At 58.2% G+C, this 13171-nt stretch carries 13 protein-coding genes; 8 read left to right on the plus strand and 5 right to left on the minus strand.

Translation table 11 applies throughout. The features are described 5' to 3' along the window. The first annotated feature begins 162 nt into the window (after positions 1 to 162). The 3 genes from hcp (at position 163) to SVXhr_RS02405 (ending at position 2861) form a co-directional block, all read left to right on the plus strand. The gene (gene hcp / locus SVXhr_RS02395) at positions 163 to 1827 is read left to right on the plus strand and encodes a hydroxylamine reductase (protein WP_275739082.1); all 1665 of its coding nucleotides are present in this window, start codon (positions 163 to 165) and stop codon (positions 1825 to 1827) included. Positions 1828 to 1911: 84 nt separating this feature from the next. Then, on the plus strand, positions 1912 to 2430 hold the full coding sequence (locus SVXhr_RS02400) for an ArsR family transcriptional regulator (RefSeq protein ID WP_275739083.1): 519 nt from the start codon (positions 1912 to 1914) through the stop codon (positions 2428 to 2430). A gap of 80 nt (positions 2431 to 2510) precedes the next feature. Next, positions 2511 to 2861 (plus strand): hypothetical protein, encoded by a 351-nt coding sequence (locus SVXhr_RS02405; RefSeq protein WP_275739084.1) that lies wholly within the window; start codon positions 2511 to 2513, stop codon positions 2859 to 2861. Between the two features lie 49 nt (positions 2862 to 2910). On the opposite strand, the gene SVXhr_RS02410 is transcribed toward SVXhr_RS02405, so the two are convergent. The 5 genes from SVXhr_RS02410 to SVXhr_RS02430 form a co-directional block, all read right to left on the minus strand. After that, entirely contained in the window at positions 2911 to 3348 is a 438-nt protein-coding gene (locus tag SVXhr_RS02410) for an SHOCT domain-containing protein (RefSeq protein ID WP_275739085.1), read from the minus strand. Further along, positions 3342 to 3698 carry a hypothetical protein gene (locus tag SVXhr_RS02415; RefSeq protein WP_275739086.1) on the minus strand — a complete coding sequence of 119 codons (357 nt, stop codon included), beginning with the start codon at positions 3696 to 3698 and terminating at the stop codon, positions 3342 to 3344. The genes SVXhr_RS02410 and SVXhr_RS02415 overlap by 7 nt, the downstream gene beginning before the upstream one ends. Before the next feature lie 160 nt (positions 3699 to 3858). Beyond that, the gene (locus SVXhr_RS02420) at positions 3859 to 4590 is read right to left on the minus strand and encodes a MarR family transcriptional regulator (RefSeq protein WP_275739087.1); all 732 of its coding nucleotides are present in this window, start codon (positions 4588 to 4590) and stop codon (positions 3859 to 3861) included. 105 nt (positions 4591 to 4695) lie between these two features. Beyond that, positions 4696 to 5283 (minus strand): hypothetical protein, encoded by a 588-nt coding sequence (locus tag SVXhr_RS02425; protein ID WP_275739088.1) that lies wholly within the window; start codon positions 5281 to 5283, stop codon positions 4696 to 4698. Positions 5284 to 5337: 54 nt separating this feature from the next. Then, complete coding sequence (locus SVXhr_RS02430; protein ID WP_275739089.1) at positions 5338 to 5940, minus strand: GNAT family N-acetyltransferase; 603 nt, start codon at positions 5938 to 5940, stop codon at positions 5338 to 5340. Between the two features lie 207 nt (positions 5941 to 6147). Here SVXhr_RS02430 and SVXhr_RS02435 point away from each other — a divergent pair, with 207 nt between their 5' ends. The 5 genes from SVXhr_RS02435 (at position 6148) to SVXhr_RS02455 (ending at position 12971) form a co-directional block, all read left to right on the plus strand. Beyond that, positions 6148 to 7938, plus strand: coding sequence for an ABC transporter ATP-binding protein (locus SVXhr_RS02435; protein ID WP_275739091.1), 1791 nt, complete (start codon positions 6148 to 6150; stop codon positions 7936 to 7938). A 99-nt stretch (positions 7939 to 8037) separates the two neighbouring features. Next, positions 8038 to 9099, plus strand: coding sequence for a GDP-mannose 4,6-dehydratase (locus SVXhr_RS02440; RefSeq protein ID WP_275739093.1), 1062 nt, complete (start codon positions 8038 to 8040; stop codon positions 9097 to 9099). Then, entirely contained in the window at positions 9096 to 10046 is a 951-nt protein-coding gene (locus tag SVXhr_RS02445; RefSeq protein ID WP_275739095.1) for a GDP-L-fucose synthase, read from the plus strand. Before SVXhr_RS02440 ends, SVXhr_RS02445 begins: the two co-directional genes overlap by 4 nt. 201 nt (positions 10047 to 10247) lie before the next feature. Continuing rightward, the gene (locus SVXhr_RS02450; RefSeq protein WP_275739097.1) at positions 10248 to 11933 is read left to right on the plus strand and encodes a hypothetical protein; all 1686 of its coding nucleotides are present in this window, start codon (positions 10248 to 10250) and stop codon (positions 11931 to 11933) included. A 252-nt stretch (positions 11934 to 12185) separates the two neighbouring features. Then, on the plus strand, positions 12186 to 12971 hold the full coding sequence (locus SVXhr_RS02455; RefSeq protein ID WP_275739099.1) for an FkbM family methyltransferase: 786 nt from the start codon (positions 12186 to 12188) through the stop codon (positions 12969 to 12971). The last annotated feature ends 200 nt before the right edge of the window (positions 12972 to 13171 follow it).

Below are 13171 nucleotides of genomic sequence, written 5' to 3' on the forward strand. Positions count from 1 at the left end.
TATCGTGGCTCCGATCCCGGATTGAACATGTTCGGGGAAATTGGGTAGTCTATCGCGCGGCGAGAAACGAGTGCGAATGAACTTACGCCCATTTCGAACGGTAGTAGCCGACCCGAATGGTCCGTTTGACGATCACGTCCGCCACCTGAGGAGTGATTCAGCATGAGCAGTATGTTCTGCTATCAGTGCCAGGAGACGATGGGCAACGAGGGCTGTACCGACGTCAGCGTCTGCGGGAAGGACGTTCAGACGGCCAGCCTGCAGGACCTGCTCGTCTGGGAACTCAAGGGGTTGTCGTACATCGCTCAGCGCGCCCGAGAGGCCGGGATCGTCGACGAAGAGACGAACGTCTTCATCGCCGAGAGCCTGTTCTCGACGGTCACGAACGTCAACTTCGACCCCGAGTGGTTCGAAGATCAGCTCCAGGAAACCCAACAGCGCCGCGAGTCACTCAGGGCTGAACTCGAGGCTGCCGACGGCGAACTCGACGACGAAAGCCTCCCGGAAGCTGCAACCTGGTCCGGCGAGGATTCCGACGACTTTCACGCGAAGGCGACGGCCGCCGGAATCGGCGTCCAGGCGACCGACAACGAGGACGTCCGCTCGCTGCGTGAGCTGCTCACATACGGCCTCAAGGGAACCGCTTCCTACGCCGATCATGCCTACGTGCTGGGCGAAAAGAAGGCGGAGGTCTTCGCGTTCATCCAGCGTGGCCTGGCGGCGACGCTCGATGACGATCTCGGCGTCGAGGAACTCACCGCACTCGTCCTCGAATCCGGCGAGATAGCCACCGAAGTGATGGAACTCCTTGACTCAGCTCACACTGAGACCTACGGCCATCCCGAACCGACCGAGGTCGACATCGGCACGCGCGACCGGCCGGGGATCCTTATCAGCGGCCACGACATGAAGGACATGGAGGAACTCCTCGAACAGACCGAGGGCGAGGGCGTCGACGTTTACACCCACGGCGAGATGCTGCCGGCCCACGCCTACCCCGCTTTCAAGGAGTACGACCACTTCGTCGGCAACTACGGCAACGCCTGGTGGGAGCAACACCGGGAGTTCGAGGCGTTCAACGGCCCCGTCCTGATGACGACGAACTGCCTGGTGCCCCCCAACGATTCCTACGCCGATCGGGTTTACACGACCGGCGTCGTTCGGTTCCCGGACACACCCCACATCGCCGACCGGGATGAGGGCGGACAGAAGGACTTTTCGGCCCTCATCGAGGCCGCGAAGGACGCCGAACCGCCGGAAGAACTCGAATCCGGGACGATCGCGAACGGCTTTGCCCACAAGTCCGTCCTCGATCGAGCCGACGAGGTCATCGAGGGGATTCAGGCCGGCGACATCCGCGGCTTCGTGGTCATGGGCGGGTGTGACGGTCGTCAGAAGGAGCGAGAGTACTACACCGAACTGGCCAAGGAACTCCCCGATGACGTGATCATCCTCACGGCCGGGTGTGCGAAGTACCGCTACAACAAGCTGGACCTGGGCGACATCAACGGCATCCCGCGCGTGCTCGACGCCGGGCAGTGTAACGACTCCTACTCGCTCATCCGGATCGCGAACGCGCTTGGGGACGCTCTGGACGTCGAGGACGTCAACGACCTGCCGATCGCCTTCGACATCGCCTGGTACGAACAGAAGGCCGTGACTGTCCTGCTGGCCCTCCTGAGCCAGGGCGTCGAGGACATCCGACTCGGCCCAACGCTGCCCGCGTTCCTCTCGGAGAACGTGACCGACCTGCTGGTCGAGGAGTTCGGCATCCAGCCGATCGACACCGTCGAATCCGACAAGGAAGCCATCCTCGCGGCGATGTAGCGCTGGAGGGTGGCGAAAACCGGTGGCTACCGAATAATATCGTCTACACAAAAATATATTAGCCAGTGCCGACAAGCGTTCTGTATGGCACCGACGTTCGACGTGGCCGCGGAGTTCGAGGCGGAACTCGCGGACGCGCCGACGGACGAGCGAGTGTACCGGGTCACACTCCAGCTTTACGAGCCGGCCCGGATCGCCGATATCGCCGACAGGGCCGAGTGTACGCCCGATACAGCCCGTCGGCACTGTCGACGACTCGCCGACATCGGCGTTCTCGAGGCAGTCTCCGAGCAACCCGAGACCTACCGACGCAACGAGTCGTACTTCGAGTGGCGCAAACGCGAGCGCCTCGCCGAGCTCTCGACTGCGGAGTTACGCGAGCGTCTCGCCGAGCTCACCGATCGGGATGCGGCGTTCCGGGAGACTTACGGCGTCAGCGATCCCGAGGCCGTCGACGCACTCGAGCATGCCGAGTACAACGCCGTCGAGGAGGTCTGGCTGGACGTCAGCGAGTGGCAGACCGTCAGACGGCGGATCGAGCGTCTCGAGGCGGTACGACAGCGACGGGCGAACGATTCCGCCTCGCGGTCGGAACCAGCCTGACCGTGTCGGGGGACGGGTCACGACAGGTCAACGAAGCTCTCCTTGTGCATCTCCAGTCGATATTCGGTCGTCTCTCGCGTGTGAGCCGGGCGTCACTGTTCCCGCCGAACAGACAGGAGAGCCTGGTGATCGAGTTCGATACCGCCGCGTATCCGGAGTCGATCGACGCGGTCCGTCTCGAGGTCCGCGCCTACACGAACGGCGACTTTCACGTCTCGTATCTGGAGACGCATATCGGCGAGTTGCGCCAGTGTCGGTTCGATTGCCACGAACAGGACCACAACAGTCGCGATCACTACCATCCCCTGCCGGACGCCAGCACGGGGGACGCACAGGATCGGGAGTTTCCCACTGACCTGACGACGGTGATTCGCGACGTCATATTACCGTGGGTGGAAACCCGATTCGGCGATCTCTGGGACGATGCGTGACCCCCTCGCGAATCACGACCCCGACGGGTAATCCGTCGGAGTCGCGTTCTCACCGCGATCGCTCGAGCTCCGCACGGCGATTCTCGAACTCCTCGTCCGTGAGTTCGCCTCGAGCGTATCGCTCCCGGAGCGTCTCGAGCGCGCGATCAGAGTGTTCCCGCCCGGGACCGGCCCCAGCCGCCGTGTCCGGGCGGGACCGGCGGCCGTCGCGTGCGTAGGCGAAGAGGCCGACGACCCCGAGGCCGAGCAGTACCCAGAACACGAGGCCGAACCCCGGGATGCCGAACCCGCCGTATCCGCCGCCCATCATGCCACCGCCGTGCTGGGCGCTCGCGGTGCCGACTGTCGCGAGGAGAGCGACGCCAAGGACGCCGATCCGGGCGATCCCGCGCCGGACTCGTCCCCCTTCCGCCCGCGAGCGGGTGGACTCGACATTCTGGGCTGTCCGATCGACTCCATCCTCAGACCGCGTTTGCTCGCTCAGCATCCGTGACCACCCCTGTATGTCCCGCCGTGGCCACCGCGTTCGTCGTGGCGGTCGGCAGCGTCGCCGTCGTTCGGCGCGTCCGGGTGGATCCCGACGTCGTCGGACCACTCGCTTGCGTTGATCCCTATGTGGGCGGCCATCCACGTGGTCACGTTGCCGTCTGAATGAGTCAAGTCATGGGCGGGCATCCGGACCGGCTGGTCGTCGTGTCTCTCCTGCTCCGTCCAGTTCTCGCTGGGCTCCTCGGGTGCGATTCCGTCCCCGTGGGCGCTGATCAGGGGCACTGCCAGCAGCACACCCAGGATCGCGATCCCGACGAGCAGCCAGGTTCCTGCGTTCGTTTTGGACATCGTCTTTCGCCTCGGGTAGTCGTAGGGGCGTCGAGTGGGTATCTCTCTGGGTGTGAACACAGCGACGAGACCGTTCGAGAACGTCTCTAACCGCTTCTAATCGTTTCGATTCGAGGAGACCGTTCGTCGCGACTAAATTCGCCAGTCTGTCCTGATCGAGTCAGGTCTCCTCGGAACTCCCGAGTTCCTCACTCGGGTAGATCCGGTAGGTCCGGCCCTGGCGTTCCCGATAGAGCAACCCCCGTTCCTCGAGGTCGGTCACCGTCTGGCTGACTTTGCTCTTCGAGAACGCGGAGCGGTCCCGAAGTTCGATCTGCGTGATCCCGGGCGAGTCGAGGACCGGTTCGAGGATCCGGCGTTCGTCCTCGGGCAGGAGATCCAGCACGCGCTCGGTCGGATTCGCCTCCGGGGCGGTCGCGTGCCCGTCGGTCGCGTCTGTTTCGGCGCTCTCGGCGGCTGAGTCGTCTGTGTTCGATTTCTTGTCCGTCTGTTCGGCGGAGTATCCAGTCGCTCCCGCCGCTGGCGTCGTATCGACCTGGTCCGGCCGAGTCTCGGCTTGTCCCGCCCGAATCTCGGCTTGGTCCGGTCGAGTCTCGGCTTGGTCCGGTCGAGTCTCGGCTTGTCCTGAACGAGCCCTGGTTTCTTCCCCCTCAAATTCCGGCCGCACGACGAGATAGACTCCGACGAGGACGGCGGCCACCACCAGCGTCCCGACGGCAAACCAAAGCGGGTCCGGGCCGTGCATCGTGCCCATCGAAGAATCCATCATCGACCCCATCGTCTCGTCGACGGTTCGACGCTGCTCGATCACGTTCCAGGTGATTCCACCCCCGAGCAGCAGGACCGCCCCGACCAGGATCGCTGCCGCGACGTCGGTGCGCTTCCGCTTCATGTGATCACCGAAATTCGAGCGACTCGTTCGTGCATACCAGGATTTCAAGCGCCAGGAATGAACGGGTTGTGATTTGACCCGGTGAACGACAACTTCGCCGGTTCCTCACTCACCGAGATCGAGTTCGTCTCCGAACTCCGCTTGGAATCCTTCGATGAGTCGCCCGAGTCCCGAGCGCTTTGCGAACTCGGCGTCCTCCCGTGCGTTCAGAAGATGCTCCCGGCGCTTGCCAGTGTACTCCTCGGCCATCGATTCGAGCTCGGCCGCCAGTGCCGTAATCGTCTCCTCGTCGTCGAGTGCGTCGTAGGTCCTGAAGACATCCTTGAGGGCGCGCTTGGCCGCATTTCTGACTCGGCCGTCGGTGTCCGTCATCGCCTCCAGCAGGAACCCACTGCTCGCGTCGGCCTGTCGACGCACTGTCTCGCGGTCGAGGTCGGTCTGTCGCTCGCCGTCATCGACGGCGAACGCGGCCACGAGGCCGGGCGAGAGTGCTTCCAGGAACCGCACGGTCGACTGGCGGACGTACCCGTCGTCGCTGTCGGCGTAGATCGCGGTCAGGTCGTCGAAACGCGACTCGAACAGCTGTGCGCGCTCGTCGAGACCCATGTCCTCGACGTTGTCGATCGCCGCGTTGACCCGATCCGACTCGCCCGATTCGACCGCGTCCGCGAAGTCGTCCCATCGTTCGTTCATAGTCGGTCATTCGGACGGCAAGGACTCAAAACCCGACGGTTCTGTTGTCGTTGTTCACTCTTCTCGAAGTGATGCCTCACCCGTCCGGAGCGCCGCTTCGAGTACGGGCGAATCCCTTATGGCACGCATCGGCGTTGGCGGTTCTGGATCCCCCGGGCGGTCGCCCAGCTGTCGATGCCACCACTGCACGTCGCGCCACGATTCCTGTTTGTAGCCGGCCGCGGGAAAGGTTCCCACCGGCTCGAACGCGAAGTTCTCGTGGAGGCGGACGCTCGCCGGATTTGGCAGGGTTACCGCGGCGTACGCGTCGACGTAGCCCTGCTCGCGGAGGATTTCCAGCAGCGATGTGTACAGTGCGGTGCCGACGCCCGATTGCTGGGCGTCGTCATCGACGTAGACAGTGAGCTCGACCGCCCAGGCGTAGGCCGCCTTTGACCGGAGGGAACTCGCCGTCGCGTAGCCGACGACGCCTTCGTTCTCGGTCTCACAGACGATCCAGGGGTATTGCTCGTGGGACTGTTCGATTCGTTCGGTCATTTCCTCCGTCGTCGGGGCCTCGGTCTCGAAAGTGATCGCCGTCGATTCGACGTACGGTGTGTAGATCGACCGGATTCTGGATGCGTCTGCGGGCGTGGCGATCCGAAGCGACGCGTGCATGTTGAAACTATTTCGACGGAAGTACTGGTATGTTGTGGGTCGTCCCTTGTGGCTCTCCGTTCTTACGGGATCAATCCAGTGTTCACCGAGTTCATATTGATATCCGACGCACGCCTCGGCCCACGTATCGATCAGGTCCACCATGCCCTTGACGGATCGGGTATGTTTTGTATCGTCCGTCTCGACCTGTTGATACGAACTCCCGCTATGTATAAGGACCTCTTCGATCGTGAGAAACTATCAGCGCTCTGGCGGGTCGCGAAGTTTCGGCCATTTCTGACGGTGGGGATCGTTGTACTCAGCGTATTTGCAGCCATTCTTGAGGGGATCGGATTGAGTTTCCTGTTACCAATAATTAACCAGGCTCGTGACGGCGGGGGAGACCCCGGTGCCATCGGTGAGGCATTTCTCACCACCTACGATGTTTTGTCCGTTCCGTACACACTCGAAACCATCATTGCTGGTGTGGCACTCGTCATGATATTTCGATACGTGTCGAGTTTCTTCGTCGCCTGGTTACGCGAACTCCTTCGGACCATTTACGTTCGGGATCTCCAGGGCCGTGCCTTCGAGGGGACGCTCAACGCGGAGGTGGCCTACTTCGACCGGGAAGGATCCGACGACGTGTTGAACGCGATCGTCACCCAGGCCCGTGAGGCAAGTCTGGTAATCTACCACGGTGCCCAGTTTCTCGAACAGATTCTCCTGAGTGCGATGTATATCACCATTGCGTTGATTTTAGCGCCGTGGCTCACATTGGGAACCGGTGTCGTCCTCGGTGCCCTTCTCCTCTTGCTGCGATTCGGGCTGGCATCGGGGTACACGGTCGGCGATCGCGTGGCTGCCGCTAACGAGCAACTCCAACGCGTTGTACAGGCCGGGACTCAGGGGATCCGGGATGTAAAACTGTTCGGACTCAGCGAGGAGTTGTACGACAACTTCGAGGCCGTCGCAGATCGGTTCGTGGACGCTCGCGTCCACCTCCGGCGCAATCAGGCCGCAATGGACAACCTCTATCAGCTAATCACGGCAATCACTGTCTTCGTGCTTATCTACGTCGCCTTGCGGTTCAGTGATCTTCCGCTGGAGAAACTGGGCGTGTTCCTCTTTGCGATGTTCAGACTAACGCCGCGGCTGAGTAGTCTCAACACGATGGTCTACCAACTCGAAGGGAACCTGCCCCACCTCGTCCGAACACAGCGGTTCATCGACGACCTCGACGCTCACCGGGAGGGGTCGACCGGTGGCGAATCGGTGCCGGAACCCGTGGACGAACTTGATGTCGATGACGTCTCGTTCGCCTACCGCGGCGACGAGGGGACAATCCAGGATGTTTCATTTTCCGTCGATCGTGGCGAATTCGTCGCTTTCGTCGGTGCGTCCGGTGCTGGAAAGTCGACGATTGTTGCCCTGCTGTCACGCCTTTACCGGCCCGATGACGGTGAGATCAGGGCTGACGGCGTTCCGATTGAACGCTTTGACATCCAGGCGTGGCGCGATCGCCTTGCCGTCGTTCGTCAATCCCCGTATATCTTCAACGACACTTTGCGGTACAACGTGACTGTCGGGAACCGCAGCGCGACGATGGACGAGATTGAGCAAGTGTGTGAAGTCGCTCAAGTGACGGAGTTTCTGGACGAACTTGCGGACGGCTACGATACCGAACTCGGCGACGAAGGCGTTCGTCTCTCCGGCGGTCAAAAGCAGCGCGTCGCCCTGGCGCGAGCGTTGCTTTGTGATGCTGATTTCCTTCTATTGGACGAAGCCACAAGTGATCTCGACACCAATATCGAACGGGAGGTTCAACAAGCCATCGAGAATTTACAACGGGATCAGGGCATGGTCGTCGTGGCCCATCGGTTATCGACGGTGCGCAACGCCGACCGGATCTACACGATGGAGTCCGGCGAAATCACCGAGGTCGGCACCCATGCTGAACTCATCGCCGAAGACGGGACGTATGCCGAACTTTACGCAACCCAAGACACAGGTAGCTAAAAAGCCGATAGCTGTGGCGCTTTCCACTCGCCGCTGTATCCAGCATATCCGTCGGACGACCACAAAATACTAACCGATCTGTAAACTTGCTCTGGATAGATGGATCTGGAAGCACGGTTCGCTGATCGTCCGGTGTTCGTCACCGGTGCCGACGGTTTCGTCGGCTCACACCTTACGGAGTGCCTTGTCGAATTCGGGGCGACTGTCCACGTCTTCGTCAGAGCGACTTCAAGTAACGCCCTTCAAAATATCCGCCATTTGCGGGACGACATTACGATTCACCGGGGCGACTTACGCGACCGTCACTCGGTCCTTACGGCGCTGTCGGCGATGGAGCCATACGATGAGACGATCATCTTCCATCTCGCGGCGCAGGCTCACGTCGGCGAATCGTGGGATCGACCGTACGAGACGATCGATACAAACGTAACGGGAACACTCAACCTTCTCCAGGGTGTTGTCGACCTTGACCTGGACATCGCCAAGTTCGATACGGCCGGTACTTCCGAGGAATACGGTAATGTTGACGACCAGGTCTCCGATAAACACGATTATCGCGACGACGGGCGCGTACTGCTCAACGAGCGTTCGCCCGTGAATCCGACATCTATCTACGCGACTTCGAAGCTTGCCTCCGACTTCCTCACGATGAACTATCATGACGCGTATGGCTTACCTGGAGTCACGACCAGGATGTTCAACAACTACGGCCCTCGGCAGAACCCACGGTACATCACCGGGACGATCATCACGCAAGCTCTAGAGCGAGACGTGGTGGAACTGGGGAATCTCACGCCAAAACGGGACATGTGTTACGTCGGGGATGGGGTCCGGGGTCACATGCACGTGGCGCTGGAGGGCAACCCTGGCGAAGAGTACGTCTACGGCTACGGTGAGAACATTTCCATGCGGGACTGGACCGACCTGATCCTCGAAGTCGGCAGTGAGGAAGGCTATTGGGACGATCCTGAAATCGTCCAATCCGAAGATCGGTATCGTCCCGGCGATAGCGACGTAGAGGAACTGCTCGTTGGATACGAGAAACTCCACGAACAAACCGGCTGGGAACCCTCTGTCGACTGGCGGGAAGGCATTCGACGGACGATCGACTGGTACGCCGAGAACAAGCCTTCGTGGTACGGACGCGTCGATTGGCGATGAGTGAATCTGTCGATTTTTGGGACGGTCGGACTGTCATGGTCACTGGCGGCGCCGGATTTCTCGGCAGCCATCTCGTCGACGAACTCGACTCACGCTCGGACGATGTCGATATTTTCGTCCCTCGTAGCGACCAGTACGATCTTCGGAAGAAAGCGGCCATCCAGCGGGCGTTCGAGGACTCCGGTGCGGACACCGTTATCCACCTTGCGGCGACTGTGGGTGGTATCGGCGCAAACGCCGCGAACCCCGGCCGGTACTTCTATGATAATGCTGTCATGGGCATCGAGTTGCTCGAGCAGGCCCGTCAGTATGGTGTCGATAAGACCACGATCCTTGGGACGATCTGTGCATACCCGAAGCACACACCTGTCCCGTTCAGCGAGACGGATCTGTTCGACGGGTATCCCGAGGAGACGAATGCACCCTACGGCATTGCGAAGAAAGCCCTCCTCACGCAATCGAAAGCGTACCGTCGTCAGTGGGATTTCAACAGCATCTATCTCTTGCCGGTCAACCTCTATGGTCCACGCGACGACTTCGACCTGGAGACCGCCCACGTCATCCCCGCGATCATTCGCAAATGTATCGAAGCCCGCGAGAGCGGTGCTGACTCGATCACTGCCTGGGGAACTGGGAAACCGACCCGGGAGTTCCTCTACGTGAAAGACGCCGCGAAGGGTATCCTCGACGCCACCGAGCGCTACGACGAAAGTGAGCCCGTGAACTTGGGGAGCGGGATGGAGATATCCATTCGAAAGCTGGTTGAGACGATCGTAGGCCTGACCGGCTTCGAGGGTGCAGTGGAGTGGGACACTTCAAAGCCCGACGGTCAGCCCCGGCGTCGCCTGGATACGTCGCGTGCGAAAGAACGGTTCGACTGGGAGGCCGAGACGGCGTTCGTGGACGGACTGGAGCAGACGATCGACTGGTATGAGGAATCTCGGTAGGATGATTTCCATCGTCTGTGTTGGGCGATCCATGTTGGCCGCAGGGTGCTTCTTTCGAGAAGCACCCAAATCTACTAAGGGAGCAACCGGCTTACAGTTGGCTGGGACAGTGCTGCTGCGTGATTCCGGGATGAAATCACCTATAGTTGCTCCGAGCGGATTGGTGGATTCGAGCACTACTACTCGCATACCAAATCAAACATGATTGATATAAAAGTCAACAATTACCATGGCTGGTCATCAGAAGGGGGCATTCACGTTTGTGGTCGTCCCTGTCTAGATGATACATATTACGGCGCCGACGAAGCGCGGGACGAATTGTCTGCAATCGACGGCTTGGAACAATTCCGTGATTTGCTTGCTTCTGTCGGAGGATATTTTTCCCTCATCGTTGAGAAGGAACAGACCGTTTATGCTGTCACAGATCACCTCAACTCGAAGCCGCTCTATTTCGGTGAGAGTGAGCAGGGCCCATTTATAAGTGACGACGTTCCCTGGATGAGTGATCTATTTGATATCTCTGACTCCTCCGAGATTGCCGAAGTAGAGCACCTTACCAATCGTGCGATTATGAATGGGCAGACCCGTTATCCGGGCATCAAGCGCCTGCCGGCGGGGAGTCTCTTAGTAGCTAGGTCGGACGACAACTCCAGTCAATTCCAGGTAGAACAGTACTACCAGCCACGAACTCCGACCGACATTGCGATCGAACGCAAAGATGTAGGCACGGTCATCGACGATTTCACAACGAAAGTACAAGCGGCATTTCAGGAACTTATCAAGTACGCTGACGGTCGACAGCTTGTCGTACCGCTGAGTTCGGGAAATGATGCCACTCTCGTGGCACTCATGTTGCGCCGACTGGGTTATGATAATGTCGTTTGTTTCACAGCCAATAATTGCGGTAACGAGGTCGAACCGGCCGAGCGCATAGCTAATGAGATCGGATACCCTTGGTACTCAACTGACGAAACCCACTCTGACTGGCGTACACTCTATGAATCAGGGGCACTTGACGAGTATTATCAAACTGTTGGATTGATCAGCGGGGATAATCCGGCGTTCAAATACGTCCAGATCAAGAAACTGGTGGAGCGTGGTGTGATCGCGGACGATGCCATATTTGTCCCAGGCCACACCGCCAACGATGTTGGCAGAGCGATTCCACCGACATTCACGGAAGAGGGCAACGTCGGCGAAGATGAGTTTCGATCAGCGATTAAACGGGACAATCTATGGCTCTACGCAGCCGAAGTACACAGTCAGGCCCTTCGACGGCGATTGCTTGATCGAGTCTTGGCGGGTCTCGGCTACTCGGGCGGGGAACTGACATCGGCCCAGGCTATCAATCTCTACGAGGATTTCCGCTGGGATCTCTACCAGAATTGGGTCTGGAACGAATCATTGATCGATTACCTCGGGTTTGAGTGGCGCTGTCCTCTGTTGAACAAGAATTTAGTCGAATTCTGGACCGAGACACACCCCCGATGGAAACGGGATCAATACGCCTATAAGAAATATGTGAAAAATCTGTATGAAGAAGAGACGGGTTCGACGAAACCCCAAAGAAGTGATACTAATCCAAGCGGTTATTTCAACAAGATGAAAAAACTCTTGAAATCCACCCCTCTCGAACGGATACTCCGGGAACTCCGGTACCGACGGCAGTGGAGAGAGTACTATGATTCTGACCCGAGACACGGCGTCCTCGGCGAAGATCGGTTTTATGATTGGGGGATGCGCCCAGGGTTCTTTGCACAGTATATTCGCCTTCATAGACTGGGTCGGGTGCCTATCGATTCGACGTCGAAAGACCCATCACGACTAAACGATGAGTTTACGTATGCGTTCAACCAGCGCGGGAGACTCAGGATCAAAAACGAATGATACGATATCAAAACATAATAATCGGTTCCCCGTGTAATGAACACGGCTCCTCGCGATGGCATATCGGTCGTTGGTCGGTGGATCCAGAAAGATCACAAAACCAAGTTCTTTCTGCCAATTCCTCCGCGAGATCTGGACTCATTTCTTACGCTTGGCAGTTTACATCCAGGTGTGGAGGTTGGTGGTCTTCATTCAATTACTAGATAGATGACTTCTAAGATCAAAGCCATCGCGCGGTATTTATTATCTACAATGTACCGCCGTCCGGTCCAAAATGTTGTCCGAAGTAGCGGTCTCGAAAAATATGTTATACACTGGTACAACCGTCTGCTCCGTGATGGGACAGTTACTCACACCGTTGATGGGGTCAAAGCGGAGTTTCACAACACTTCCCACATTCCCCACTCACTTCCCGAGCGGTCAGTAGTTGAAGATGTTTTTACGCAAATCAGACAGGGAGACGTATTCTATGACTTCGGTGCAAACCGCGGTCTATTCACGTGCATGATCGCTCGCATGCCCCAATCACCTACTGTAATTTCGTTTGAACCGTCTCCGGATGCGTTTTCAGATCTACAGCGAAACGTTGAACTTAATGAAATCGGTAACTCCGTTAGTACTCATCAATTGGCTGTCTCTGACACGAGTGGCGAAATTTCTTTTGTCGTGAAAGATGAATCAACGGGAAACACGCTAGTATCCGACGTTCAAACAGAGGCCGACGAAATCATATCGGTTCCGTCGGTAGAAATTGATTCGTTCGTGACTACGGAGAACATCCCGCTTCCGACCGTCATCAAAATAGACGTTGAGGGAGCAGAACTCCAAGCACTACAAGGAATGGTGGAGACACTACAAGAAGAGCGATGTCGACTCATCTATTGTGAGGTTCACGAAGAAAAACTGACCCGGCTGGACCAGAACCCTGAGGATCTGTTTTCCATACTACGAGAATGCGGATTTGAAACGATTAAGCGCGTATACGACCGATCCGACAGCCACTATATCGTTCGCGGTGAGAAATCGCACACTGAGTAATTGACGTGGTTTCGATGTCGTGTCTCCTAGTAGTCTGATAGTATATATGTCCGCTTCTTTTCATTCTGGGACAATTGAGTGAGTACTTTCCGTGGTGATCCCGATGAGGAGAGAACAGATAACCCGAATCTGACAAAGAGATCTATGGAGATTGTCCGGTTTATCAGGTCGAACTATCATGAAATTACCGTACGGTAACA

This window comes from Halorhabdus sp. SVX81, assembly GCF_029207715.1.
In the GTDB taxonomy this organism is placed as follows: Archaea; Halobacteriota; Halobacteria; order Halobacteriales; family Haloarculaceae; genus Halorhabdus.

Bases quoted from the DNA above. Each gene is read 5' to 3' on its own strand.
- SVXhr_RS02415 (WP_275739086.1), bottom strand. From the start codon at position 3,698: ATGTCCAAAACGAACGCAGGAACCTGGCTGCTCGTCGGGATCGCGATC.
- SVXhr_RS02410 (WP_275739085.1), bottom strand. From the start codon at position 3,348: ATGCTGAGCGAGCAAACGCGGTCTGAGGATGGAGTCGATCGGACAGCC.
- SVXhr_RS02420 (WP_275739087.1), bottom strand. From the start codon at position 4,590: ATGAAGCGGAAGCGCACCGACGTCGCGGCAGCGATCCTGGTCGGGGCG.
- SVXhr_RS02430 (WP_275739089.1), bottom strand. From the start codon at position 5,940: ATGCACGCGTCGCTTCGGATCGCCACGCCCGCAGACGCATCCAGAATC.
- SVXhr_RS02425 (WP_275739088.1), bottom strand. From the start codon at position 5,283: ATGAACGAACGATGGGACGACTTCGCGGACGCGGTCGAATCGGGCGAG.
- SVXhr_RS02400 (WP_275739083.1), top strand. From the start codon at position 1,912: ATGGCACCGACGTTCGACGTGGCCGCGGAGTTCGAGGCGGAACTCGCG.
- SVXhr_RS02435 (WP_275739091.1), top strand. From the start codon at position 6,148: ATGTATAAGGACCTCTTCGATCGTGAGAAACTATCAGCGCTCTGGCGG.
- SVXhr_RS02445 (WP_275739095.1), top strand. From the start codon at position 9,096: ATGAGTGAATCTGTCGATTTTTGGGACGGTCGGACTGTCATGGTCACT.
- SVXhr_RS02455 (WP_275739099.1), top strand. From the start codon at position 12,186: ATGTACCGCCGTCCGGTCCAAAATGTTGTCCGAAGTAGCGGTCTCGAA.
- SVXhr_RS02450 (WP_275739097.1), top strand. From the start codon at position 10,248: ATGATTGATATAAAAGTCAACAATTACCATGGCTGGTCATCAGAAGGG.
- hcp (WP_275739082.1), top strand. From the start codon at position 163: ATGAGCAGTATGTTCTGCTATCAGTGCCAGGAGACGATGGGCAACGAG.
- SVXhr_RS02440 (WP_275739093.1), top strand. From the start codon at position 8,038: ATGGATCTGGAAGCACGGTTCGCTGATCGTCCGGTGTTCGTCACCGGT.